The following is a 21,526-nucleotide window of genomic DNA, read 5'->3' as shown; positions in this document are numbered from 1 at the left end:
ATCCTTTTAACGCTTAAGCCGGAATCGCCTTGGCCTTCGGCTCCCGATCCCAGACCCGATGCTGGGCAATCGCCGCCACAAACGCCTTCAATGCCTTGGCATCCCCACCGACGATCAACCCCGCATCAACTTCCAGCTTCAACAGGTCCAGCAACTGCTTGGCCTCGCCCACCACCGCAATCGCCTTCAGATGCTTGTACGCCTCCAGCAGGTAGTGCAGCGCCACGCCGTCCTCGCTCAACGCCTTTACCGACTTGGCGCCGCCGGGTACAAACACCGCGTCGAACGCCACGGACGGCAAGCCCTCCATGGACGCATCCACCGGCAAACTCTTGCCGTCCGCCGTGGTGACCGGTGCCGAGGTCGGCCCGAGCAATTTGGCGTGGGCGCCTTCGGCCTTCAGCACTTTCTTCAAAGCCTCGATCGCCGCGCCATCCACACCGTTAGCTGCGAGGATCGCCACCTTGCGCGTCTTGATGTCGCCCGACAGCAGGTTGGCCTGACTCAAAGCCGGTGAACGCGACAGCGACGTCTTGCGCTCCGGCACCGTGCCTTTCTTCGGCACCGGCAAGCCCAGGTTTTGCGCCACACGCTTGGCCAGTTCAAGGTCGATATTCGCCAGGATCTCATTCACCTGGCGCGCGCGAATGAACTCACGCTCCACCTTGCCCAGCTCAAAGCTGTAGGCGGCAATGATGTGTTCCTGTTCATGCTTGCTCATGCTGCGGAAAAACAGGCGCGCCTGGGAGAAGTGATCGCCAAACGACTCGCTGCGCTCACGCACTTTATGGGCATCGATGCGCTCATGGTACGACTCGAAGCCGCCGTCCTGCGCCGCAGGCGGGGTTTCCTTGGGCCAACCGCCATCGATGGAGTTGGGCTCGTACGCCGCACGCCCTTTGTCGATGGTGGTGCGGTGCATGGCATCGCGCTGGCCGTTATGGAACGGCGCCACCGGGCGGTTGATAGGCAACTCATGAAAGTTCGGACCACCGAGTCGGCTGATCTGCGTGTCGGTGTAGGAAAACAGACGGCCCTGCAACAACGGGTCATTGGAGAAGTCGATACCCGGCACGATGTGGCCTGGGCAGAACGCAACCTGCTCGACTTCAGCAAAGAAGTTATCCGGGTTGCGGTTCAGCACCATCTTGCCCAGCGGGGTGATCGGCACCAATTCTTCGGGGATCAGCTTGGTCGGGTCGAGAATATCGAAGTCGAACGCATGCTCCTTCTCCTCGGGAATCACCTGCACGCCCAGCTCCCACTCGGGGTAATCACCCATCTCAATCGCTTCCCAGAGGTCGCGGCGGTGGTAGTCGGTATCTTTACCGGCGAGCTTTTGCGCCTCGTCCCACACCAGCGAGCAGGTGCCGGCAGTAGGGCGCCAGTGGAACTTAACGAAGTTGGACTTCCCTTCAGCGTTGATGAAACGAAAGGTGTGCACGCCAAAGCCCTGCATGGCCCGTAGGCTTTTAGGAATCGCCCGGTCGGACATCGCCCAAATCACCATATGCGCCGATTCCGGCTGCAGCGACACGAAGTCCCAAAAGGTATCGTGGGCCGAACCGCCTGTAGGAATCTCGTTGTGGGGCTCGGGTTTTACCGCATGGACGAAGTCAGGAAACTTGATCGCGTCCTGGATGAAAAACACCGGCATGTTGTTGCCGACCAGGTCGAAGTTGCCTTCGTCGGTGAAAAATTTCACTGCGAAACCGCGCACGTCGCGCACCGTATCACCCGAGCCACGCGGGCCCTGCACGGTGGAAAAGCGCAGGAACACCGGGGTTTTATGCCCAGGATCACGCAGGAAACCGGCCTTGGTCAGCGCCGAATGGTTTTCATAGGTCTGGAAGTAACCATGGGCGCCGGTGCCACGCGCATGCACGATGCGCTCCGGGATGCGCTCATGGTCAAAATGCGTGATCTTTTCACGCATGATGAAATCTTCGAGCAGCGAAGGCCCGCGCACGCCGACCTTCAAGCTGTTCTGGTTGTCGGAGATCTTCACACCCTGGTTGGTACGCAGGGCCTGGCCGGTAGCGTCGGAGCGGAATTCTTCCAAGGCCTCCAGCTTGGCGTTGGTGTTCTTACGGTCCAGGGTGTCGGTTCCGGCGAGTTCGCTCTTTGGCTTTTTCGTACTCATCAGTCAAAACTCCTTATTCAGACCCAGGCACGGCACCCGGGAATCGCTTTGCTTAAGTAGTGACTGACGGGGTTTTGGGCCGTTCCTTTTTTATGACCTTTGATCGCGTTATTGCCAAATCGCTGGATGAATGCGAAATAAATGCTAAGAAACGCTATACGGACAGGCTAAAATGCGCGCCCGGCTAACCGCTGATCCCTTTTCCATGCGCCCCACAAGGTTCGCTACGTGATCGAGTTTCAAAACGTCCATAAAACCTACCGCGTCGCCGGTAGGGACATTCCCGCGCTGCACCCCACCAGCCTGACCGTCGAAAACGGCCAGGTGTTTGGTCTGATCGGTCATTCCGGCGCGGGCAAAAGTACACTGCTGCGCCTGATCAACCGCCTCGAAGAACCGAGTGGCGGCAAGATCACGGTGGATGGCGAAGAAGTCACTGCCCTGGACGCCAACGGCCTGCGCCGTTTCCGCCAGCAGGTCGGGATGATCTTCCAGCACTTCAACCTGCTCGCGTCCAAGACTGTCGCCGACAACGTGGCGCTGCCACTGACCCTGGCCGGCGAATTGTCGCGCAAGGACATCGACCTACGCGTCGCGGAGTTGCTGGCGCGCGTGGGCCTGTCGGACCACGCCAAGAAATACCCGGCGCAGTTGTCCGGTGGCCAGAAGCAACGTGTCGGCATCGCCCGCGCACTGGCGACCAAGCCCAAGATCCTGCTCTGCGACGAAGCCACCAGCGCCCTCGACCCGCAGACCACCGCCTCGGTGCTGCAACTGCTCGCCGAGATCAACCGCGAGTTGAAGCTGACCATCGTGCTGATCACCCATGAAATGGACGTGATCCGCCGCGTTTGCGACCAGGTGGCAGTGATGGACGCTGGCGTGATCGTCGAGCAAGGCTCGGTGGCCGACGTATTCCTGCACCCCAAGCACCCGACGACCAAGCGCTTCGTACAAGAGTCCGAGCAGGTCGACGAAAACGAGCAACGCGACGACTTCGCCCATGTCCCAGGCCGCATCGTGCGGCTGACGTTCCAGGGCGAAGCGACCTACGCGCCGCTGCTGGGCACTGTCGCCCGCGAAACGGGTGTGGACTACAGCATCCTCGCCGGTCGTATCGACCGCATCAAAGACATCCCTTACGGGCAATTGACCCTCGCCGTCACCGGTGGCGACATGGAAGCCGCGTTTGCGCGCTTCACCGCCGCTGACGTCCACATGGAGATCCTGCGCTAATGGACGTCCTGTTGAGTTTCTTCGCCAATATCGACTGGTCGGAAATCTGGCTCGCCACCGGCGACACCATGACCATGTTGTTCGGCTCGCTGTTCTTCACCGTGGTGCTCGGCCTGCCGCTGGGTGTGCTGTTGTTCCTGACCAGCCCGCGCCAACTGTTCGAACAGAAAGGCCTGTACGCGCTGCTGTCGCTGATCGTGAATATCCTGCGTTCGCTGCCGTTCATCATCCTGTTGATCGTGATGATCCCGTTCACCGTCCTGATCACCGGCACTTCGCTGGGCGTGGCGGGTGCGATTCCGCCGCTGGTCGTGGGCGCAACGCCGTTCTTCGCGCGCCTGGTGGAAACCGCCCTGCGTGAAGTGGACCGCGGCATCATCGAAGCCACCCAGTCCATGGGCGCCAGCACGCGCCAGATCATCACCAACGCCTTGCTGCCCGAAGCGCGTCCTGGCATTTTCGCGGCGATTACGGTGACGGCGATTACACTGGTGTCCTACACGGCAATGGCCGGTGTGGTCGGTGCCGGTGGCCTGGGTGACCTGGCGATCCGTTTCGGTTACCAGCGCTTCCAGACCGATGTGATGGTGGTCACCGTGGTGATGCTGCTGATTCTGGTGCAAATTCTGCAAACCGTCGGCGACAAGCTGGTGGTGCACTTTTCTCGAAAATAACGGCCATTGCCGGCCGCACGCCGGTACATGCCCGAACAAGGAGCTTGTTGGATGAAAAAACTACTGGTTGCTTTCGCCGCCGTTGCCGCGTTTTCCGCCCACGCCGAGACGATTACAGTCGCTGCTTCGCCGGTGCCTCATGCGGAAATCCTGGAATTCGTGAAACCTGCCCTCGCCAAAGAAGGCGTAGACCTGCAGGTCAAAGTCTTCACCGACTACGTGCAGCCGAACGTACAAGTCGCTGAAAAGCGCCTGGACGCCAACTTCTTCCAGCACCAGCCGTACCTGGATGAGTTCAACAAGGCCAAGGGCACTCACCTGGTGAGCGTCGGTGCCGTGCACCTGGAACCCCTGGGCGCCTACTCCAGCAAGTACAAGAAGCTGGACGAGCTGCCAAGCGGCGCTAATGTCGTGATCCCGAACGACGCCACCAACGGCGGCCGCGCGCTGTTGCTGCTGGCCAAGAACGGCCTGATCACCTTGAAGGACCCGACCAACATTCTGTCGACCATCAAGGACATCACCAAGAACGATAAAAACCTGAAATTCCGCGAACTGGAAGCCGCCACCCTGCCGCGCGTGCTGACCCAGGTCGACCTGGCGCTGATCAACACCAACTACGCGCTGGAAGCCAAGCTGGACCCATCCAAGGACGCACTGGTCATCGAAGGCAGCGACTCGCCTTACGTGAACATCCTGGTGACCCGCGAAGACAACAAAGACTCGGACGCCGTGAAGAAGCTGGTTGCAGCCCTGCACACGCCTGAAGTGAAGAAATTCATCGAGGAGAAGTACAAAGGCGCGATCAAGCCGGCGTTCTGATCTCGACCGATCTTTGTAACACCGAAGATCAAAAAATGTGGGAGCGGGCTTGCTCGCGAATGCAAAGTGTCAGTCGATACATTCGTGACTGATACACCGCATTCGCGAGCAAGCCCGCTCCCACACTTGTTTTGCGTTGCCTGTTATTGACGTTTCAACAAACCGGGCAGTTGCGCCACCAGCTTCTGGTTATTCAACGGCGCACGAATAAACCCTCTCTGGGTTCCATCCGGCCCGATCAGCGCCAGGTTGCCGCTGTGGTCGACGGTGTAATTGGGCTTGCTGATATCGGCCGGAATGAACGGAATGCTCACCGCATTCGACACCTTCTGCACCTCCTCCACATTCGCGCCAGTCAACCCGACAAACTGCGGATCGAAGTAACCCAGATACTGCTTCAGCTGAGTCGGCGTATCGCGATGCGGATCGACACTGACCAAGATCACCTGCAACTTATCCACAACGTCCTTGGGCAGCTCGCTCTTGATCTGGCGCAGCTGGGCGAGGGTGGTCGGGCAGATGTCCGGGCAGAAGGTGTAGCCGAAAAACAGCAGGCTCCACTTGCCTTTCAATTCGTTGACCACCACCGGCTGGCCGTCCTGGTTGGTCATGGTCACTGGCGGCAGCTGACGGCTTTGCGGCAACAGGATGATGCCGGCGTCGATCAAGGCGGTGGGGTCGCCCTGGCCCTTGCCCGAGAGCACTTTATTGACGGTCAGGCCCATGATCAATGCCACCAGGGCCACCAGGATGAAGACAGTTTTTTGAGTTCGAGTCATAGGTTCAACAGTAGGTAGTGGTCGAGGAGCAGCGCGATAAACAGCAGCAGCAAGTACCAGATAGAGTACTTGAAGGTGTTGATCGCCGCGTGCGGCCGACCGCCACGGTACAACACCCAGGCCCATTGCAGAAAGCGCCCGCCCAATACCAGGGCACTGGCGAGGTACAACAGGCCGCTCATGTGGATCACATAGGGCATCAGGCTTACCGCCAGCAGGGCGAAGGTGTAGAGCAGTATATGCACCTTGGTGTAATGCTCGCCATGGGTCACCGGCAGCATCGGGATATCGGCCTTGGCGTATTCCTCCTTGCGGTGAATGGCCAGGGCCCAGAAGTGCGGCGGGGTCCAGGCGAAGATGATCAGCACCAGCAGCAGGGGCTCGGCGCTGATATGCCCGGTGACCGCGACCCAGCCCAGCAAGGGCGGCGCAGCACCGGCTAATCCACCGATGACGATATTCTGCGGCGTCGCCCGCTTGAGAAAGCCGGTGTAGATCACGGCGTATCCCAGCAGCGAAGCCAAGGTTAGCCAAGCTGCCAATGGATTGGTAAACGCCAGCAGCAGCGCCAATCCTGCAACAGCCAGAAACAATGCAAAGGCCAGCGCCGCCAGCGGCGATACACGGCCCTCTGCCAGCGGCCGCTTATGGGTGCGCGCCATGACGGCGTCGATCCGCCGGTCCACCACATGATTCACCGCCGCCGCGCCGCCCGCGCACAGAGCAATCCCCAGGTTGCCGAACACCAGCACCGTCCACGGCACACCCGCACGGGTCGCCAGGAACATACCCACCAATGAGGTGATGAGCATCAACACCACCACTTTCGGCTTGGTCAGCTCCAGGTAGTCACGCCAGATTGCCTGGCCGTGACGCGCGCCGATCAAGGTCGCCATGGCATCTCTCCTTTAAGGGTGATGAGGCCCGATACGTGTTTGCGTGGGATAAAACGCCAGCCGAACGGCAGTTGGTTGCGCACCCGGACCAGGCTGGTGCGGGCGTGGTAATTGACCAGCACCAGACTGAGCAACAACGCGGCGCCCCCGGCGTTATGGCCTACAGCCACTGCCAGCGGCAGCCCGAAAGCCACATTGCTCAGGCCCAGGCAGATTTGCGCGGCCAGGGCGACCAGCAATAAGCCCGCCAAACGCGTCATGCCCACCGCGCGCAATTGCCAGGCTAGGCCCAGCAGCACCAGGCTGACGATGACGGCGCCGATGCGGTGGGTCAGGTGGATGGCGGTGCGCGCTTCACTGTCCAATTGCCCGCCCAGGTAATTGGGCCCGATGTGCTGGGTGAGATGAAATCCGTTGGCGAAATCCGCTGTCGGCCACCATTCGCCATGGCACGTCGGCAAATCAACACAGGCCACCGCCGCGTAGTTGGAACTGACCCAGCCGCCCAGCGCGATCTGGCCGATCACCAGCACCAGGCCCGCCGTCGCCCAGTATTGCAGGCGCTTGGGCACGATCAACGCGGGCAACACGCCGGACAAGCGCAGGGTCAGCAGAAACAGCAGGCTCAAGGTCGCAAAACCGCCCAATAAATGCCCCGTCACCACCTGCGGCCACAGCTTAAGCGTCACCGTCCACATGCCAAACGCCGCCTGGGCAAACACCACCGCCAACAGGAACAGCGGCAGCTTCACAGGCTGGCCCGGATCACGCCGATGACTCCAGGAACGCGCGGCCAGCAACACGATCAGCAAGCCCAGGGTGCCAGCGAAGTAGCGATGAGTCATCTCGGCCCAGCCCTTGTCGGCCTCCACCGGCGTATCGGGAAAATGCAGCTCGGCATGGGCCAACTGAGCTTCGGTCTTGGGCACGCTGATGAAGCCGTAGCAGCCCGGCCAATCCGGGCAACCCAGGCCCGCGTGTGTCAGGCGCGTATAGGCGCCGAGCAGCACGACGATCAAAGCCAACAAGGTGGCAAACAACGCGAGGCGAAATCCAGGTTTGGCCATGACGGTGCCCTTATCCGATGTTCGACAGTTTCAGCAGGTGGCGCAGGTCGTTGAGCAAATCCTTGCCCTTGACCTTGGCGTCGTAACGCAACACCAGGTTGCCGTGGGGATCGACGATCCACAGTTGCGCGTCACCCGGCGCTGCGGCGTCTTTGCTGAAGGTCGACAGGTCCAGCGGGTAGCGTTGCAGTTGCGGGTATTCAACGTTCAGCTTGGTTTCATACTCCGCGCTCACCGGCTGCGCGCTGGCCAAGGCATGGCTGGCGCGGGAGGCATCACGGCCCAGGCTGATTTGCAGTTGGCGTGAGAGGTACACCAGTTGCTGGCAATCCGCCGCGCAGGCAGTGGGCGAGGTCACCAGCAGTTGCCAGCGCTGCTCATCGGTTTGTACGCCAATATCGGCACGGGTCTGGCCGTTGCCGATCATCTCGCCGTGATAGCTGCGGCTTTCCGGCACCCAGAACTGCAACTTGTACATGAAGGTGGCCAGCGCCATCGGGCCGATCACCATCATCAGGATCAGGATCAACTGCCAGCGGCCTTTGCGCCGATTCGGGGCTTCAGACATGTTGAGTGGATTCGTGGCCGCTCCCATGGGGCTTCTCCTTTTTGTTGTGCCATCCGAGGTAGAGGTAAAGCGCCAGCAACGCCAGCGACATGGCGAACCACTGCACGGCATACGCCAGGTGTTTTTCCGGGCCCATGGCGACGATCGGCCAGGTGGTTTCGTAGGTGCCGGGGCCGGCTTCGGCCCGCAGCTCGTAGGTGAAACCGTTGCGACCCAACTCGGCCCAGAGCGCGGCAGGGTGCAAGGCCGTGAGGAGGCGTGGCCATTGCGCGGTCGTGGGGTCCGGGTGCAACTGGAAAGTTTCGCCGGGAGCGACGTACACCCAGGCATCGAGATTCACCGGCTGATCCGGCGTGGTGAAGGCGGGCGGCGTGCGCCGATCCGGCCAGGGCAGCCAACCGCGATTGAGCAACAGCCACAGGCCACTGGCCTGGTCGTGGAAGGGTTGCAGCAGCTCTACGCCGGCCTTGCCGTCGCGCATGCGGTTGTCGAGGAATACGCTGTGTTCGGCGTCAAATTGGCCGCGCAGACGAACACGGCGAAAGGCCGGGTCCGCCATGTCGCTAAGTTGCGCGCTGCTGATCGGCTCAGCCGCGCGCCGCTCGGCGTAGCTGTCCACCAGCAGCTGTTTTTCATGGCCGCGAGACAACTGCCAGAACCCCAGGCCGACCATCAACGGCAGCAGCACCAACACCACCAATGTCGGTGCGATTCCTGGCCGAAAGCATTTTATGGCGCTGGCTATACTTGTTTTCATTGCCCGCCCATCCCGTTGGAGCCCGACCATGCTCAAAGCCGCTATTGCCCTGATGCTGATCGCGACCGTTGTGAGCCTGTTCAGTGGCTTGTTCTTTCTGGTCAAGGACGAGGGCAACTCCAATCGCCTCGTCACTGCCTTGACCGTGCGCGTCGTACTGGCCGTGATCACCGTGGCGCTGATCGCCTGGGGCTTTTTCAGCGGCCAGCTGGTGTCTCATGCGCCGTGGTAAAGCGCTTCACAGCACATAGACGAAGAAAAACAGCCCGATCCACACCACATCCACAAAGTGCCAATACCAACTGGCAGCCTCGAAACCGAACTGGTGCTCGGCATTGAAGTGCCCCTTGAGGATGCGCATCAGCATCACGAACAGAATGATCGTGCCAATGGTGACGTGGGCGCCGTGGAAACCGGTGAGCATAAAGAACGTCGCGCCGTACACGCCGGAACCCAAGGTCAGGCCCAGCTCTTTATAGGCGTGGATGTATTCCTCGGCCTGAAACCCCAGGAACGCCAGGCCCAACAGCACAGTTATCGCCAGCCAGATTTTTAGCGCGCCACGATGGCCTTTACGCAGCGCGTGGTGGGCGATGGTGATGGTCACGCTGGAACTCACCAGCAGAATGGTGTTCACCAGCGGCAGGCCCCACGGGCTGATGGTGCCTTCCGGTGCCGGGTACAGTTTCGGGTCGGGGTTATTCAGCAACGGCCAGGCAAACTCGAAGTTCGGCCACAGCATATGTGCGACGCCCTTTGAGCCTTCACCCGCCAGCCAGGGCGCCGACATGTGTCGCACATAAAACAGCGCACCGAAGAAGGCGATAAAGAACATCACTTCGGAAAAAATGAACCACGTCATGCCCCAGCGGAACGAGCGGTCCATCTGCGAACTGTACAAACCGGCGCGACTTTCCTTGATCACCGCGCCGAACCAGCCGAACAGCATGTAGGCCAATAACAGCCCACCAACGAAAAAGATCCACGGGCCATGGGATTCCGGGCGCGCGGCCTTGAGGTCGTTGAACCACAGACCCAGTCCGTACACCGTGATCAACAGGCCAAACGTGGCAATTATTGGCCATTTGCTTTGCGCTGGTACGTAGTACGTATCATGAGACGACATGTATTCGCTCTCCTGATTGAGGGGGCAAACAGTAGCTAGCCGCCGCTGTGGGCAGCCACCGGCGGTTGGCGCGCAGTGATATCAAACAGCGTGTACGCCAGGGTCAGATGCTTCACATCCTTGGGCATGTCGCGGTCGACAATGAAACGCACCGGCATCTCGATGCGCTGGCCCGGTTGCAGCACTTGCTGGGTGAAGCAAAAGCACTCGGTCTTGTGGAAGTACATCGCCGCTTCGGCCGGGGAAATACTGGGCACGGCCTGGGCCGTCATCGGCTTGTCGGTGGGGTTGTGGGCCACGAACAGCATCTCGGTCACCGCCCCCGGATTGACCACCACTTCGTCTGCCTTGGCGTAAAAATCCCAGACCATGTCGATGGCGTTGGTGGATAAAAACTGCACCCGCACCTGGCGCGTTGGGTCGACGATCTGCTCGCCCTCGTATTGCCCAGCCGTCTTGCCATTGATGCCGAACGCCTTGCACATCACGTCGTAGATCGGAACCAGTGCGAAGCCGAAGGCGAACATCGCCACCACCAGGATCAGCAGGCGGGTGACCAGGCGCTTGGTGGGCATGGATTCAGCCATGACGCTCACCTGAAGCGAACTCGGTCAATGTGGGAGCGGGCTTGCTCGCGAATGCGGTTTTCCAGTCACTCCTTGTGGCGACTGATACACCGCTTTCGCGAGCAAGCCCGCTCCCACATTGACGGTGTTCACAGCCCCAAAGAGTGTTCATTTGACCTCCGGCGGCGTGGTGAAGGTGTGGTACGGCGCCGGCGAAGGGACGCTCCATTCCAGGCCTTCAGCGCCATCCCACGGCTTGGCCGGTGCGGGTGTACCGCCACGGATGCACTTGATCACAATGAACAGGAAGAAGATCTGCGTGGCGCCGAACATGAACGCGCCAATCGACGAGACCATGTTGAAATCGGCGAACTGCAGGTTGTAGTCCGGCACCCGCCGCGGCATCCCCGCCAGCCCGACGAAGTGCATCGGGAAAAACGCCATGTTCATGCCCACGAAAGACAGCCAGAAGTGCAGCTTGCCCAGGGTTTCGTCGTACATGTGGCCGGTCCATTTCGGCAGCCAGTAGTAGGCCGAGGCGAAGATGCCGAAGATCGCGCCGGGCACCAGTACGTAATGGAAATGCGCCACCACAAAATAGGTGTCGTGGTACTGGAAGTCCGCCGGGGCAATCGCCAGCATCAGCCCGGAGAACCCGCCGATGGTGAACAGGATCACAAAGGCCACGGCAAACAGCATCGGCGTCTCGAAGGTCAGCGAGCCTTGCCACATGGTGCTGACCCAGTTGAACACCTTCACCCCGGTGGGCACGGCGATCAGCAGCGTCGCGTACATGAAGAACAACTCGCCCACCAGCGGAATGCCCACCACGAACATGTGGTGCGCCCACACGATGAACGACAAAAACGCGATGCTCGCCGTGGCGTAGACCATCGAGGTGTAGCCGAACAGCGGCTTGCGCGAGAAGGTCGGAATGATCGAGCTGACGGCGCCGAAGGCCGGCAGGATCATGATGTACACCTCAGGGTGACCGAAGAACCAGAACACGTGCTGGAACAGCACCGGATCACCGCCGCCGGCCGCACTGAAGAAGCTGGTGCCGAAGTGGATATCCATCAACATCATCGTCACGCAACCCGCCAGCACCGGCATCACCGCGATCAGCAGGAACGCGGTGATCAGCCACGTCCACACGAACAGCGGCATTTTCATCAAGGTCATGCCGGGCGCACGCAGGTTGAGAATGGTGGCGACCACGTTGATCGCGCCCATGATCGAACTGATGCCCATCAAGTGGATCGCGAAAATAAAGAACGTCACGCTTTCCGGCGCATAGGTGGTGGAGAGCGGCGCGTAGAAGGTCCAGCCGAAGTTCGGCCCTCCGCCGGGCGTGAACAGCGTCGAGACCAGCAGCAGGAATGCCGCCGGCAACAGCCAGAAGCTGAAGTTGTTCATGCGCGGCAGGGCCATGTCGGGCGCGCCGATCATCAACGGGATCATCCAGTTGGCCAGGCCGACAAACGCCGGCATCACCGCGCCGAACACCATGATCAACCCGTGCATGGTGGTCATCTGGTTGAAGAAGGCCGGCTGCACGATCTGCAGACCGGGCTGGAACAACTCGGCGCGGATCACCATGGCGAACGAGCCGCCAAGCAGGAACATGGCAAAGGCGAACCACAGGTACATGGTGCCGATGTCTTTGTGGTTGGTGGTCAGCACCCAGCGCATCAAGCCCTTGGCGGGGCCGTGGGCATGGTCGGCGTGACCATGGTCATCGATCACAGCGCTCATGGCCGTTCTCCTGCAAGCGGGTGGGCGGGGCGGGTCGAGGTAAACGCCTTGAGAGAGGTCATTTGCTTTCCGCCTGCTTGATGGCCAGCACGTCTTTAGGCGTGACCATGTCGCCTTTGTTGTTGCCCCAGGCATTGCGCTCGTAGGTCACCACGGCGGCGATATCCACTTCCGAGAGCTGCTTGCCGAAGGCCGCCATCGCGGTGCCGGGCTTGCCGTGGTAGACAATGCTCAGGTGGTCAGCCGCAGGGCCGGTGGCGATCTTGGAGCCCTTGAGCGCCGGGAACATCGGCGGCAGGCCCTGGCCTTCGGCCTGGTGACAGGCCACGCAGGTGGTGTGGTAGACCTTGTCGCCACGGGCCACCAGCTCTTCGAGCGTCCACTCTTTGGAGGTCAACTCCTTGAGCTTGGCGGCCTCTTCCTTGCGCTCACCCAGCCAGGTCTCGTAGTCGGCCTTGGACTTGACCTCGACCACAATGGGCATGAAGCCGTGGTCCTTGCCGCACAGTTCGGCGCACTGGCCGCGATAAATGCCTGGCTTCTCGACACGGGTCCAGGCCTCGTTGACGAAACCGGGAATGGCGTCGCGCTTGACCGCAAAGGCCGGCACCCACCAGGAGTGGATCACGTCGGCGGCCGTTACCAGGAAGCGCACCTTGGCGCCCACCGGCAATACCAGCGGCTGGTCGACTTCCAACAGGTAGTGTTCGCCCTTGGTGGCCTGGTTATGGATCTGTTCGGCGGGCGTGGCCAGGTTGCTGAAGAACTCCACGTCCTGGCCCAGGTATTTGTAATGCCACTTCCACTGGTAGCCGGTGACCTGGATATCGATATCCGACTCACTGCTGTCGTAGATATTGATCAGGGTCTTGGTGGCTGGAATGGCCATCGCGATCAGGATCAGCAAGGGCACGACGGTCCAGAGGATTTCCACGGTGGTGCTCTCGTGGAACTTGGCCGCGACCTGACCCGTGGACCGGCGATGAACGATCATCGACCAGAACATCGCGCCAAACACGATGATGCCGATCACCACACAGATCCAGAAAATGGTCATGTGCAGGTCGAACACAGCGTGACTGACTTCTGTCGCCCCTGGCGCCATATTCGTTGTCCAGGCGGCATGTGCCTGGCCGAATACTGACCACAACAGGAGGCCCATCCAAACGTGTGGATGTCGCATCATTGCGGGTTCCCCTTATCGTTCTTGTTATCCCGCCGGTTTGCACCTGCGTCGAAGGGAGCGGCTTCCATACTGCTTACAACCGCCTGGCCTTGCCTGCTTATGCAGTCTGGCGTCATCAGCTAATCGCGTACAAATCCGAGTATAGACAGGCTCTGCAACCCCGCAATGTGTAGGGGCAAATGAGTAGAAATGGCCGGTCAGGACTAATAAAACCGGGGGCGGAATCGTTTATCCGACGAACGATGGCAATTCAATATAACGCGGGCGCATAACCATGAAATAATTATGACAAATGCGTCTTAGGCGCTCGTATAAACGAGCTACCTTATCCTCTCCCTTTTCCTACGCCTGCATCACTGGAGCTTTCATGAACACCGCCGCATTGCGCGAGCAGATTTCCCGTGCCCATCAACACGAAGCCAGCACGGGCCAGCTTGCCCAGCAACTGGAAAAACAATTGCCGCACCTGCATTCGGCCATTTCCCTGGCTGACGGTGATCGCAACATTGTCATGACCCGCTTTGTCACCGCCTACATCGACCTCGTCCCGGATTTGCTGGACGCCGCCAATGACGTGGCCCGCGAAGCCGGTATTGAGAGCCAGATCAAGCCGGTGCTGAAGATTGCCGAGCATTTCTTCCTGCAACCACCCGCGATCCTGGCCGGCCACGAAGGGCTCGACGGCCTGCTGGACGAGGCTTACCTGGCTCATCGGTTGGTTGAAGAGGTGAATGATCTGTATATCAAGCACTTTGGCCAGCCGTTGATTCCGGCCGACACTACCGTGGCCAATGTCATCGCCCACCAGCTGATCGGCGAGACCTTCGCCAACCAACTGGATGAAGCGGTGCATCACGCGGTGGATGAAATGCTCAACGAAGACAGCTTTGCGCTGGAGTCGGTGGAGGCTTATCGCGAGACACTCAAGAGCCCGAATACGGAAGCGGCGTGGAAGCGCTGGCCATGCCTGTCGCGGCAGTTGGGGGTTGAGTTGGCGTTGGATCAGCCGGCTTAGTTTCCTGGGTCGCAAACGATCAAATGTGAGAGCCGGGTTTGCCCGGCTCCCACAGGGTTGCTTCGTGGTTAAGCTGGCGCGGAACCTATCCCCGTCGTCATCCTGACCCGACCTTCCAGCCGTCGCTTCAACCCACGCGCTTCGATCACCAGCATCGAGCCCTTGGCCGCATTGGCCCGCCCCCATTCCTCCAGCAGCTCCAGGCAAGAATGGTCGATGTAACTCAGGTTGCTCAACGGCACATGCAAGGTTGTCCCCGCCGGCACCGCCGACAGTACCTGGGTCAGCGCCGGCACTTTCAGGAAAGTCGCCGCGCCCGTCAGACGCAGCTCCATTTCACCCTCCTGGGGCAAGTCGATCAGGCTGACCTTGAGCCGGGACGCCTTGAACGCCAGCTTGACCAGCGTCAATCCGAAGCCCACCAGCACGCCGGTCAGCAGGTCGGTAAAGATGATCGCCAACGCCGTGGCTGCGTAGGTAAACATCGGCATCCGCCCATAACGCCCCAGTGCCTTGAACGCCTTGATATCCACCAGCTTGATCCCGGTGTACACCAGCACACCCGCCAGGCTCGCCACCGGAATGCTTTGCAGCACACTCGACAGCAACAGCACGAACGCCAGCAGCCACAGGCCGTGGAACATCGCCGACAGACGGGTGGTCGCACCGGCCTGCACGTTGGCCGAGCTGCGCACGATCACACCGGTCATCGGCAAGGCACCGACCAGACCGCAGAGCATGTTGCCTACACCTTGGGCGGACAATTCCTTATCGAAATCAGAACGCTGACCACTGTGCATACGATCGACCGCCGCAGCGGAAAGCAGGGTTTCGGCACTCGCAATAAACGCCACGGCAAAGGCGGCGATCAGCAGTTGAGGGTCGGCGAGGTTGAGCAGGTCGCTGGGGCGCAGCCAGTCAATGGCATCGGCGAGGTTTTCCGGGACCTCCACGCGTTTGACCTGCAGCGCCAGCACCAGGCTGACCACGGTAGTCAGGCCCACACCCAACAAGGCCCCCGGCACAAAGCGCAGGCGTTGCGGGCGTAATTTGTCCCAGGCGTACATCACCAGCATCGTCGACAAGCCGAGCAATCCCGCCTGCCAGCCCATACCACCGCCCAGGGTTGGGATCGCCTCGGCCAATGCCGCCGGGAACCCCGCCAGGTTATCCAGCCCGGAAGGCTTGGGCGCGCCGTCGAGCATCACGTGAATCTGGGATAGCACAATCAATACGCCAATCCCCGCCAGCATCCCGTACACCACCGCCGGCGCCGTGACGCGGAACCAGCACCCCAGGCGCAACCGCCCGGCAACCAGTTGCAGAAAGCCCGCCAGCAACAGGATCGGCCCCAGCATCAGCATGCCGTGCTGGCGCACCAGCTCGAACACCAACACCGCCAAGCCCGCCGCAGGACCACTGACCTGCAGCGGCGAGCCCGCCAGCCAACCCACCACCAGGCCACCGATGATCCCGGTGATCAGGCCTTTTGCTGGGGGCATGCCGGAGGCAATCGCGATCCCCATGCACAACGGCAGGGCAACCAGAAACACAACCACCGAGGCGAGCAGCTCCCGTGGCAATACAGCTTTCAATTGAGCAGCACGCATGATGACTCTCCCGAGGCATTCGCCGGGCGCGGCAAAGCCTGGCTGCGTCCATGGCAGCCACCGCTTTACCCGGCAGGGAAGTGTTTTAGAAGCGCGCTTTAGGCGTCGCGGAAGGAATCGGCCCGTCGCCGCTCAGCGATCGGAACGCTGACTGATCCGCATCGTAGGCCCGGATTTCACTGGTCTCGATGTTGTAGATCCAGCCATGGATAAACAGCTGACCATTGGCCATGCGCGAAGCCACGGAAGGGTGGGTGCGCAAGTGTTGCAACTGGGCGATGACGTTTTCTTCAGTCAGCACCTTCATGCTCTCGCCTTCATTGGCACAGTCGCAGTTGTCCTCGACCATGGACCTTGCGACCTCGGCGTGCCGCAGCCAGGCCCTGACCGTTGGCATCTTCTCCAGGCTGGCGGGGTTGAGTACCGCACGCATGGCGCCGCAATCGGAGTGCCCGCAGACAATGATGTGCTGCACGCCCAAGGCCAGCACCGCGTACTCGATGGCCGTGGACACACCGCCGTTCATCTGACCGTAAGGCGGCACCACATTGCCGACGTTACGCGTCACGAACAGGTCGCCAGGCGAACTTTGGGTGATCAGTTCAGGCACGATGCGCGAGTCGGCACAGGTAATGAACATCGCACGCGGGCTTTGGGCCGTGGCGAGTTTCTTGAAGAGTTCTTCCTGCTGGGGGAAGACGTCGTGATGGAAATGCAAAAAGCCGTCAACGATATGCTGCAGCGCTGCATCGGCGGTTTCAGCCACCGGAGAGGCAGAAGCCGACGCAGCCAACGGCTGTTTATCCTTGTCACTCATGATTCATCCTCTTGATTAATGCAGGGGAGTGTTCAGTCAGTTCGACGCCGGGCCAGGGGAACAGTTGCAAACGCCTCAGAACCGCACCGCCGACTCATCAGTCACTCGCTGAACAAGGTAACCGCCGAAACTTAACTCAAACTGAATGAACCGCTCTAGATCGCGGGTTTCAGTGATATCAAAACGCGACTATTCCTACAGGAAGGGTGCATTCTTCCTCTTAAGTCTACAACAAAGCCATCTGCCTGCCCGGCGGACAGAACGCAGTGCAATCCAGATTGAAACCTTCTCGCTGATCAAGCCCCAGGCGCTTGATTGCCTTGCTGAAGCGCTGGGCCAGCAAATCGGCAAACGGCCCTTCACCGCGCATGCGCAGGCCGAAGCGGCTGTCATACACCTCACCGCCACGCACCTGGCGCACCAAACTCATCACATGGGCCGCGCGCTGCGGGTAATGCGCCGCGAGCCACTCCTCGAACAGCGGCGCCACCTCCAGCGGCAGGCGCAGCATCATGTACGCCGCGCTTTGCGCGCCCGCAGCATGGGCCTCGGTCAGCAGGCTCTCCAATTCGCTGTCGTTGATCATCGGGATCATCGGTGAACACAGCACGCCCACCGGAATTCCCGCCTCACGCATCACCCGAATCGCCCGCAACCGCGCCTTGGGTGCTGCCGTGCGTGGTTCCAGGATGCGCTTGAGCTCATCGTCCAGGCTGGTGAGGCTGATCATCACCGCCACCAATCGCTGGCGCGCCAACTCGGTGAGCAAATCAAGATCACGCAGAATCAGCGAGCCCTTGGTGATGATGGTCACCGGATGCCGATAACGCAGCAGCACTTCGAGGGTTTGCCGGGTAATCCTGTACTCACGCTCGATCGGCTGGTACGGGTCGGTATTGGAACCCAGGTTGATCGGCGCGCACACGTAACCCGGCTTCGAAAGCTGCTGCTCCAGCACGTCCGCGGCATTGGTCTTGGCGATCAGTTTGGTTTCGAAATCCAACCCCGGCGACATGTCCCAATAGGCATGGCTGGGCCGCGCATAGCAGTAGATACAGACATGCTAGGCTATACGTTCCATCGAACCGGGTTGATTAAAAAATGACCAAAAAATGCTTTCCATACGTTCGTTTCTCATCGACCCGCCAAGAAGATGGCAGCACTAGAACCCGTCAAAACGAGCTTATAGACGCTTTTGTGACCAAGCATGGGCTAGAAGTGGATCGGCACCTTGAAGACGCTGGCACGTCCGCGTATCACGGCAAAAATGCGGGTTCGGAAGGTGTATTGGGTAAATTCTTGAAAGAAGTGCGGATGGGTGAAATCGAAAAGGGTTCATATCTGTTGATCGAAAACTTTGATCGGCTTTCGCGTGACAAAATTGTCCGAACTAATAAAATTTTTACCGATCTCATCTTTTCGGGCATCAAGATTGTAATTCTTGATAAAAATAAAATTTATGAAGAAGATAATCTTGATTTTGCAGACTGGGTAAACGCTCTATTAGAATTTGAACGGGCAAACGTAGAAAGTAAACGAAAAAGCGATTTTTCAAGCAAGGCATGGAAATTTAATCGCGAAAAAATGCGTAATGGTGAAATCGTTACTAAAAAGGTGCCGACGTGGTTAAAAGTCGAAAATAATGCTTTTGTCATTGATCATGCAAAAGTCGAACGAATTAATACGCTTTTCAAGCTTTCATTGTCCAAAGGTCTACAAGAAGCAACGCGAGAATATAACGATCTATACAGTGAAAAGCTCGCTATTCATCAAACCCAATACCTTTTATCCAATCGTAAATTGATTGGCGAGCATTCCCCGCAAACAATTCACTACGATGAATCCGGCCAGTTGAAAAGAAAAGATGAAGGCGATTCGATTCCGAATTATTATCCCGCTGTTGTCGATGAAAAGCTTTTTTATCAAGTTCAAGAAGTCATTAAATCCCGTAGACCTTTCGCCGGTAGATATTCCAATCAACGGTATAACGTCTTTCGCGACCTGATTTATTGCAAGTGGTGTGGTGGCACCATTCGATATATGAACAAGGGTGAAAGGGACTATTTTATCTGCACAAACTCAATGACCGGAAAATGTGATTTGAATAGTCACTTTGGTCAGCAATCTATTCGCGGCAAAAAATTATTTGGTATGTTCTTTGCCTTTACAGATGGCTTGAATGTTTCCGCTTTGCTTGAAGAAAATACAAACGCAAAAGAAATTAAAACTGAAGTATTGAAACTGGAAGCTAAAAGAAAACAGATTGCAAACAGACTACAAGATTTCAAAGTCGAAGTTAAAACAATGATTTTGGACGGTAAAACTATACCCTCTACATATAATGAGGTTATTGCAGAGTTAGAGAGCAATCGCAACCATATAGACAATGAAATCGACACAAGAACGAAAGAGCTTGACCAGATTTACATATCCGAAAAATCCTTCATGGGATTAAAAGATATTGATGTGAGCGGCATTATTTATGATCGAACAAATGAAGCGATAGAAAAGCGAGTGCAATACAACAACGAACTAAAGAAAATCATCAAACACATTCGCATAGATTTCCTAAATACCTCGATTGAAATAGAGTTCGCAAACAAACTTTGCCGTCTTGTTAATAGTGATGGCGACGTTATTGATTATGTAATCGACCATGTGCCCGAAGAGTTCACGACCATATACAACTATGACAAGGATTACATAAATCCAGATGCCTAGATTTTAACCAAATTATTTTTAAAGTGCTATTGCATGGCTGACACTTTGATTGCTGTATAAGTTACTTTTAACTTCCAGATTATGGCCACCAATTAGTGGCCTTTCTTTTGTGCTATACATTTTAAATTTCAAACTTGCTTTGAGATTTCCACCCACTTGAAAATATTATAATGTATGTTACTTTATATATAGGCTACTTATCTAGGCAAGCAATGTTCTTGGTTCCCAAATAAGCAACAAAATGGTTCCCATTTTATTCCTTATTCGGTTCCCAAGAACGCTTGATATTTCGCACTTCGTTTGAAATATATAGGAGCGAACAACAAACAAACCACATCAGGACCATTATGAAAAAAGATAAAGATACAGATATAAACAAAACCAAAAGAGGTGAGATTACGAAAGAAATTCTAGGTAAGAATTTCAATGGCAAGTCAAAAAACAAACTAGATGAAAATGAGTTGAAAGAGTTTAAAAAAATCTACTCACAACTATCCGAATCAAAAAGAGGTGAAAGTTTCCATCTTCGCTTTTCGGGTGATAGTGCAAAGTTCATGAAAGAACTATTTCCAAAAGATTTTAAAGCCAACAAGAGCAGCCTCGTTACAAAAATAATTAAAAGACGAGTTACATCATGCATTGAATATACAGACCCTAAGCTAATTGAAGCAGCTAAGATTATCGACGAAGTTTGTGGTGCTGGTAAACTTTTCAACACGCTGAACGGCATTTCATCAGCATTAGATAAATTAGACAGTAATGGGATTGCGATATTTAATAACGGAAAAGAAGTTGATTTTAATAGCATATTAGACGCATTGAACAAAAAAATAACACAAGCAGAAATCCTGATGGACAGAGTTAACAGCTTGCTTGATGGTGTAAATATTCAAAGTAGAATTATCTACAACAAAGAAAAGGACAACAACAATGGTGATATATGATAATCAAAAAACCAGAAGGAGATTTATCGGCCAATCTATCTAATAAGAATGAAATAGTATTCAATATTGATTATTTCTTGAAAAAAGCTTTTCACAAAAACGAACCAGATACATGCAGCTTGCCTTTTGTGAAAAATTTCAATGATAACCATTCATACAGCAATTTTATTGCTGATTACTTTATGGATGATTTAAACAAAGGGCAAAAATTCGCTGCATTATGCGATATTGTTTCATTTTCACCTGATGACTTTGATGTTGACAATCTAACACTAGAAGATAAACAGAAGGCTTTCAAAGTAGTAAAGTCATATGTTAGGCAGGTCTATGGTTCAAGGACATTCGTAGCAGATTATCACATTGATAATGGTAAGCTTCATTATCATATCGTCGTTAAAAACAAAGATAAACTTGGGAATTGCTACACAACAAAAGCTTTCAATGACTTTGACAAGAAAGAAAGAATTGCAGCAAAGCTAGAAAAACAATTTAACCTTGAAGTTGTTGAAAATAGAAAATGTGTATTGGAAGAGCAGCAACGTCTTAATGACTTCCAATATTCTCCTACGGCTCACTTACAACGCTTTAAAAAACATAATCCAGCAGCTTATGCTGATAAAGTTGACCAACTTACAGCGATGAATGATTTCATCAGGTCAACCGCTAAAAAATCAAAATCACCACAAGAGCTTTTCCAAATCTTGAAGGCCAATAACATTGGCATCCGCATAAATAATGATAATGCAGCTAATCTTGCTTTTTCATTTGTTGATGGCAATGACAACTCACTTAAAGCATCACAAGTTAATCTTTCAATGAAGTACTTAAGGATGGTCTGAAGTAG

At 56.6% G+C, this 21,526-nt stretch carries 20 protein-coding genes and 1 pseudogene; 8 read left to right on the top strand and 13 right to left on the bottom strand.

Annotation, left to right across the window (positions count from 1 at the left end; translation table 11 throughout):
* Positions 1 to 13: 13 nt before the first annotated feature.
* On the bottom strand, positions 14 to 2,143 hold the full coding sequence (gene katE, locus HX793_RS27120; RefSeq protein WP_177096701.1) for a catalase HPII: 2,130 nt from the start codon (positions 2,141 to 2,143) through the stop codon (positions 14 to 16).
* Positions 2,144 to 2,371: 228 nt separating this feature from the next.
* Here katE and HX793_RS27115 point away from each other — a divergent pair, with 228 nt between their 5' ends.
* From HX793_RS27115 to HX793_RS27105, 3 genes are read left to right on the top strand one after another with little or no spacing between them, the layout of a single operon-like run.
* Complete coding sequence (locus tag HX793_RS27115; RefSeq protein ID WP_177052868.1) at positions 2,372 to 3,379, top strand: methionine ABC transporter ATP-binding protein; 1,008 nt, start codon at positions 2,372 to 2,374, stop codon at positions 3,377 to 3,379.
* On the top strand, positions 3,379 to 4,053 hold the full coding sequence (locus HX793_RS27110) for a methionine ABC transporter permease (protein WP_010207814.1): 675 nt from the start codon (positions 3,379 to 3,381) through the stop codon (positions 4,051 to 4,053). The genes HX793_RS27115 and HX793_RS27110 overlap by 1 nt, the downstream gene beginning before the upstream one ends.
* Positions 4,054 to 4,104: 51 nt before the next feature.
* Positions 4,105 to 4,875: a MetQ/NlpA family ABC transporter substrate-binding protein gene (locus tag HX793_RS27105; protein WP_016978780.1), complete on the top strand. Its 771-nt coding sequence runs from the start codon at positions 4,105 to 4,107 to the stop codon at positions 4,873 to 4,875.
* Positions 4,876 to 5,018: 143 nt separating this feature from the next.
* Here HX793_RS27105 and HX793_RS27100 read toward each other — a convergent pair whose 3' ends face one another.
* The 5 genes from HX793_RS27100 to HX793_RS27080 are packed head-to-tail and all read right to left on the bottom strand — an operon-like array spanning position 5,019 to position 8,942.
* On the bottom strand, positions 5,019 to 5,654 hold the full coding sequence (locus HX793_RS27100) for an SCO family protein (RefSeq protein WP_177096699.1): 636 nt from the start codon (positions 5,652 to 5,654) through the stop codon (positions 5,019 to 5,021).
* Complete coding sequence (cyoE, locus tag HX793_RS27095; RefSeq protein WP_016978778.1) at positions 5,651 to 6,550, bottom strand: heme o synthase; 900 nt, start codon at positions 6,548 to 6,550, stop codon at positions 5,651 to 5,653. The genes HX793_RS27100 and cyoE overlap by 4 nt, the downstream gene beginning before the upstream one ends.
* Positions 6,538 to 7,617: a COX15/CtaA family protein gene (locus HX793_RS27090; RefSeq protein ID WP_177096697.1), complete on the bottom strand. Its 1,080-nt coding sequence runs from the start codon at positions 7,615 to 7,617 to the stop codon at positions 6,538 to 6,540. The genes cyoE and HX793_RS27090 overlap by 13 nt, the downstream gene beginning before the upstream one ends.
* Before the next feature lie 10 nt (positions 7,618 to 7,627).
* Entirely contained in the window at positions 7,628 to 8,212 is a 585-nt protein-coding gene (locus HX793_RS27085) for a PA_0111/PP_0108 family redox-active disulfide protein (protein WP_177096695.1), read from the bottom strand.
* Positions 8,178 to 8,942, bottom strand: a complete 765-nt coding sequence (locus HX793_RS27080; RefSeq protein WP_177096693.1) for an SURF1 family protein — start codon at positions 8,940 to 8,942, stop codon at positions 8,178 to 8,180. The genes HX793_RS27085 and HX793_RS27080 overlap by 35 nt, the downstream gene beginning before the upstream one ends.
* A 28-nt stretch (positions 8,943 to 8,970) precedes the next feature.
* Between HX793_RS27080 and HX793_RS27075 the strand changes: the two genes are divergently transcribed.
* Positions 8,971 to 9,174 (top strand): twin transmembrane helix small protein, encoded by a 204-nt coding sequence (locus HX793_RS27075; RefSeq protein ID WP_016978774.1) that lies wholly within the window; start codon positions 8,971 to 8,973, stop codon positions 9,172 to 9,174.
* 6 nt (positions 9,175 to 9,180) lie between these two features.
* Here HX793_RS27075 and HX793_RS27070 read toward each other — a convergent pair whose 3' ends face one another.
* From HX793_RS27070 to coxB, 4 genes are all read right to left on the bottom strand, one after another.
* Complete coding sequence (locus HX793_RS27070; RefSeq protein ID WP_177096691.1) at positions 9,181 to 10,068, bottom strand: cytochrome c oxidase subunit 3; 888 nt, start codon at positions 10,066 to 10,068, stop codon at positions 9,181 to 9,183.
* 35 nt (positions 10,069 to 10,103) lie between these two features.
* Positions 10,104 to 10,655: a cytochrome c oxidase assembly protein gene (locus tag HX793_RS27065; RefSeq protein WP_177061725.1), complete on the bottom strand. Its 552-nt coding sequence runs from the start codon at positions 10,653 to 10,655 to the stop codon at positions 10,104 to 10,106.
* Between the two features lie 147 nt (positions 10,656 to 10,802).
* Positions 10,803 to 12,389 carry a cytochrome c oxidase subunit I gene (ctaD, locus tag HX793_RS27060; protein WP_095014128.1) on the bottom strand — a complete coding sequence of 529 codons (1,587 nt, stop codon included), beginning with the start codon at positions 12,387 to 12,389 and terminating at the stop codon, positions 10,803 to 10,805.
* 58 nt (positions 12,390 to 12,447) lie between these two features.
* Positions 12,448 to 13,575 carry a cytochrome c oxidase subunit II gene (gene coxB / locus HX793_RS27055; RefSeq protein ID WP_033899206.1) on the bottom strand — a complete coding sequence of 376 codons (1,128 nt, stop codon included), beginning with the start codon at positions 13,573 to 13,575 and terminating at the stop codon, positions 12,448 to 12,450.
* Between the two features lie 367 nt (positions 13,576 to 13,942).
* Here coxB and HX793_RS27050 point away from each other — a divergent pair, with 367 nt between their 5' ends.
* A complete protein-coding gene (locus tag HX793_RS27050; RefSeq protein WP_177052862.1) occupies positions 13,943 to 14,590 on the top strand; it encodes a hypothetical protein in 648 nt (215 codons plus the stop codon).
* Positions 14,591 to 14,658: 68 nt separating this feature from the next.
* On the opposite strand, the gene HX793_RS27045 is transcribed toward HX793_RS27050, so the two are convergent.
* From HX793_RS27045 to HX793_RS27035, 3 genes and pseudogenes are all read right to left on the bottom strand, one after another.
* On the bottom strand, positions 14,659 to 16,200 hold the full coding sequence (locus HX793_RS27045) for a SulP family inorganic anion transporter (RefSeq protein ID WP_177052861.1): 1,542 nt from the start codon (positions 16,198 to 16,200) through the stop codon (positions 14,659 to 14,661).
* 85 nt (positions 16,201 to 16,285) lie between these two features.
* Positions 16,286 to 17,017 carry a carbonic anhydrase gene (locus tag HX793_RS27040; protein ID WP_095014125.1) on the bottom strand — a complete coding sequence of 244 codons (732 nt, stop codon included), beginning with the start codon at positions 17,015 to 17,017 and terminating at the stop codon, positions 16,286 to 16,288.
* A gap of 226 nt (positions 17,018 to 17,243) precedes the next feature.
* Positions 17,244 to 18,080, bottom strand: a pseudogene (locus HX793_RS27035) (PA0069 family radical SAM protein); the annotation flags it as partial.
* Between the two features lie 38 nt (positions 18,081 to 18,118).
* Here HX793_RS27035 and HX793_RS27030 point away from each other — a divergent pair.
* The 3 genes from HX793_RS27030 to HX793_RS27020 all read left to right on the top strand — a co-directional run bounded on the left by HX793_RS27030 (position 18,119) and on the right by HX793_RS27020 (position 21,521).
* Positions 18,119 to 19,738, top strand: coding sequence for a recombinase family protein (locus tag HX793_RS27030; protein WP_177061028.1), 1,620 nt, complete (start codon positions 18,119 to 18,121; stop codon positions 19,736 to 19,738).
* Between the two features lie 347 nt (positions 19,739 to 20,085).
* Entirely contained in the window at positions 20,086 to 20,682 is a 597-nt protein-coding gene (locus HX793_RS27025) for a hypothetical protein (RefSeq protein ID WP_177061026.1), read from the top strand.
* A complete protein-coding gene (locus tag HX793_RS27020; protein ID WP_178905559.1) occupies positions 20,679 to 21,521 on the top strand; it encodes a relaxase/mobilization nuclease domain-containing protein in 843 nt (280 codons plus the stop codon). The genes HX793_RS27025 and HX793_RS27020 overlap by 4 nt, the downstream gene beginning before the upstream one ends.
* The last annotated feature ends 5 nt before the right edge of the window (positions 21,522 to 21,526 follow it).

Source organism: Pseudomonas reactans (assembly GCF_013387025.1).
GTDB classification, from domain to species: domain Bacteria; phylum Pseudomonadota; class Gammaproteobacteria; order Pseudomonadales; family Pseudomonadaceae; genus Aquipseudomonas; species Aquipseudomonas reactans.
This window is presented reverse-complemented; position numbering and strand designations above follow the sequence as displayed.

Coding starts and splice junctions, on each gene's coding strand:
- HX793_RS27085 (WP_177096695.1), bottom strand. CDS start 8,212: ATGGGAGCGGCCACGAATCCACTCAACATGTCTGAAGCCCCGAATCGG.
- HX793_RS27065 (WP_177061725.1), bottom strand. CDS start 10,655: ATGGCTGAATCCATGCCCACCAAGCGCCTGGTCACCCGCCTGCTGATC.
- katE (WP_177096701.1), bottom strand. CDS start 2,143: ATGAGTACGAAAAAGCCAAAGAGCGAACTCGCCGGAACCGACACCCTG.
- cyoE (WP_016978778.1), bottom strand. CDS start 6,550: ATGGCGACCTTGATCGGCGCGCGTCACGGCCAGGCAATCTGGCGTGAC.
- HX793_RS27075 (WP_016978774.1), top strand. CDS start 8,971: ATGCTCAAAGCCGCTATTGCCCTGATGCTGATCGCGACCGTTGTGAGC.
- HX793_RS27090 (WP_177096697.1), bottom strand. CDS start 7,617: ATGGCCAAACCTGGATTTCGCCTCGCGTTGTTTGCCACCTTGTTGGCT.
- HX793_RS27025 (WP_177061026.1), top strand. CDS start 20,086: ATGAAAAAAGATAAAGATACAGATATAAACAAAACCAAAAGAGGTGAG.
- HX793_RS27100 (WP_177096699.1), bottom strand. CDS start 5,654: ATGACTCGAACTCAAAAAACTGTCTTCATCCTGGTGGCCCTGGTGGCA.
- HX793_RS27020 (WP_178905559.1), top strand. CDS start 20,679: ATGATAATCAAAAAACCAGAAGGAGATTTATCGGCCAATCTATCTAAT.
- HX793_RS27070 (WP_177096691.1), bottom strand. CDS start 10,068: ATGTCGTCTCATGATACGTACTACGTACCAGCGCAAAGCAAATGGCCA.
- HX793_RS27110 (WP_010207814.1), top strand. CDS start 3,379: ATGGACGTCCTGTTGAGTTTCTTCGCCAATATCGACTGGTCGGAAATC.
- HX793_RS27045 (WP_177052861.1), bottom strand. CDS start 16,200: ATGCGTGCTGCTCAATTGAAAGCTGTATTGCCACGGGAGCTGCTCGCC.
- HX793_RS27040 (WP_095014125.1), bottom strand. CDS start 17,017: ATGAGTGACAAGGATAAACAGCCGTTGGCTGCGTCGGCTTCTGCCTCT.
- HX793_RS27050 (WP_177052862.1), top strand. CDS start 13,943: ATGAACACCGCCGCATTGCGCGAGCAGATTTCCCGTGCCCATCAACAC.
- HX793_RS27105 (WP_016978780.1), top strand. CDS start 4,105: ATGAAAAAACTACTGGTTGCTTTCGCCGCCGTTGCCGCGTTTTCCGCC.
- ctaD (WP_095014128.1), bottom strand. CDS start 12,389: ATGAGCGCTGTGATCGATGACCATGGTCACGCCGACCATGCCCACGGC.
- HX793_RS27030 (WP_177061028.1), top strand. CDS start 18,119: ATGACCAAAAAATGCTTTCCATACGTTCGTTTCTCATCGACCCGCCAA.
- HX793_RS27080 (WP_177096693.1), bottom strand. CDS start 8,942: ATGAAAACAAGTATAGCCAGCGCCATAAAATGCTTTCGGCCAGGAATC.
- coxB (WP_033899206.1), bottom strand. CDS start 13,575: ATGATGCGACATCCACACGTTTGGATGGGCCTCCTGTTGTGGTCAGTA.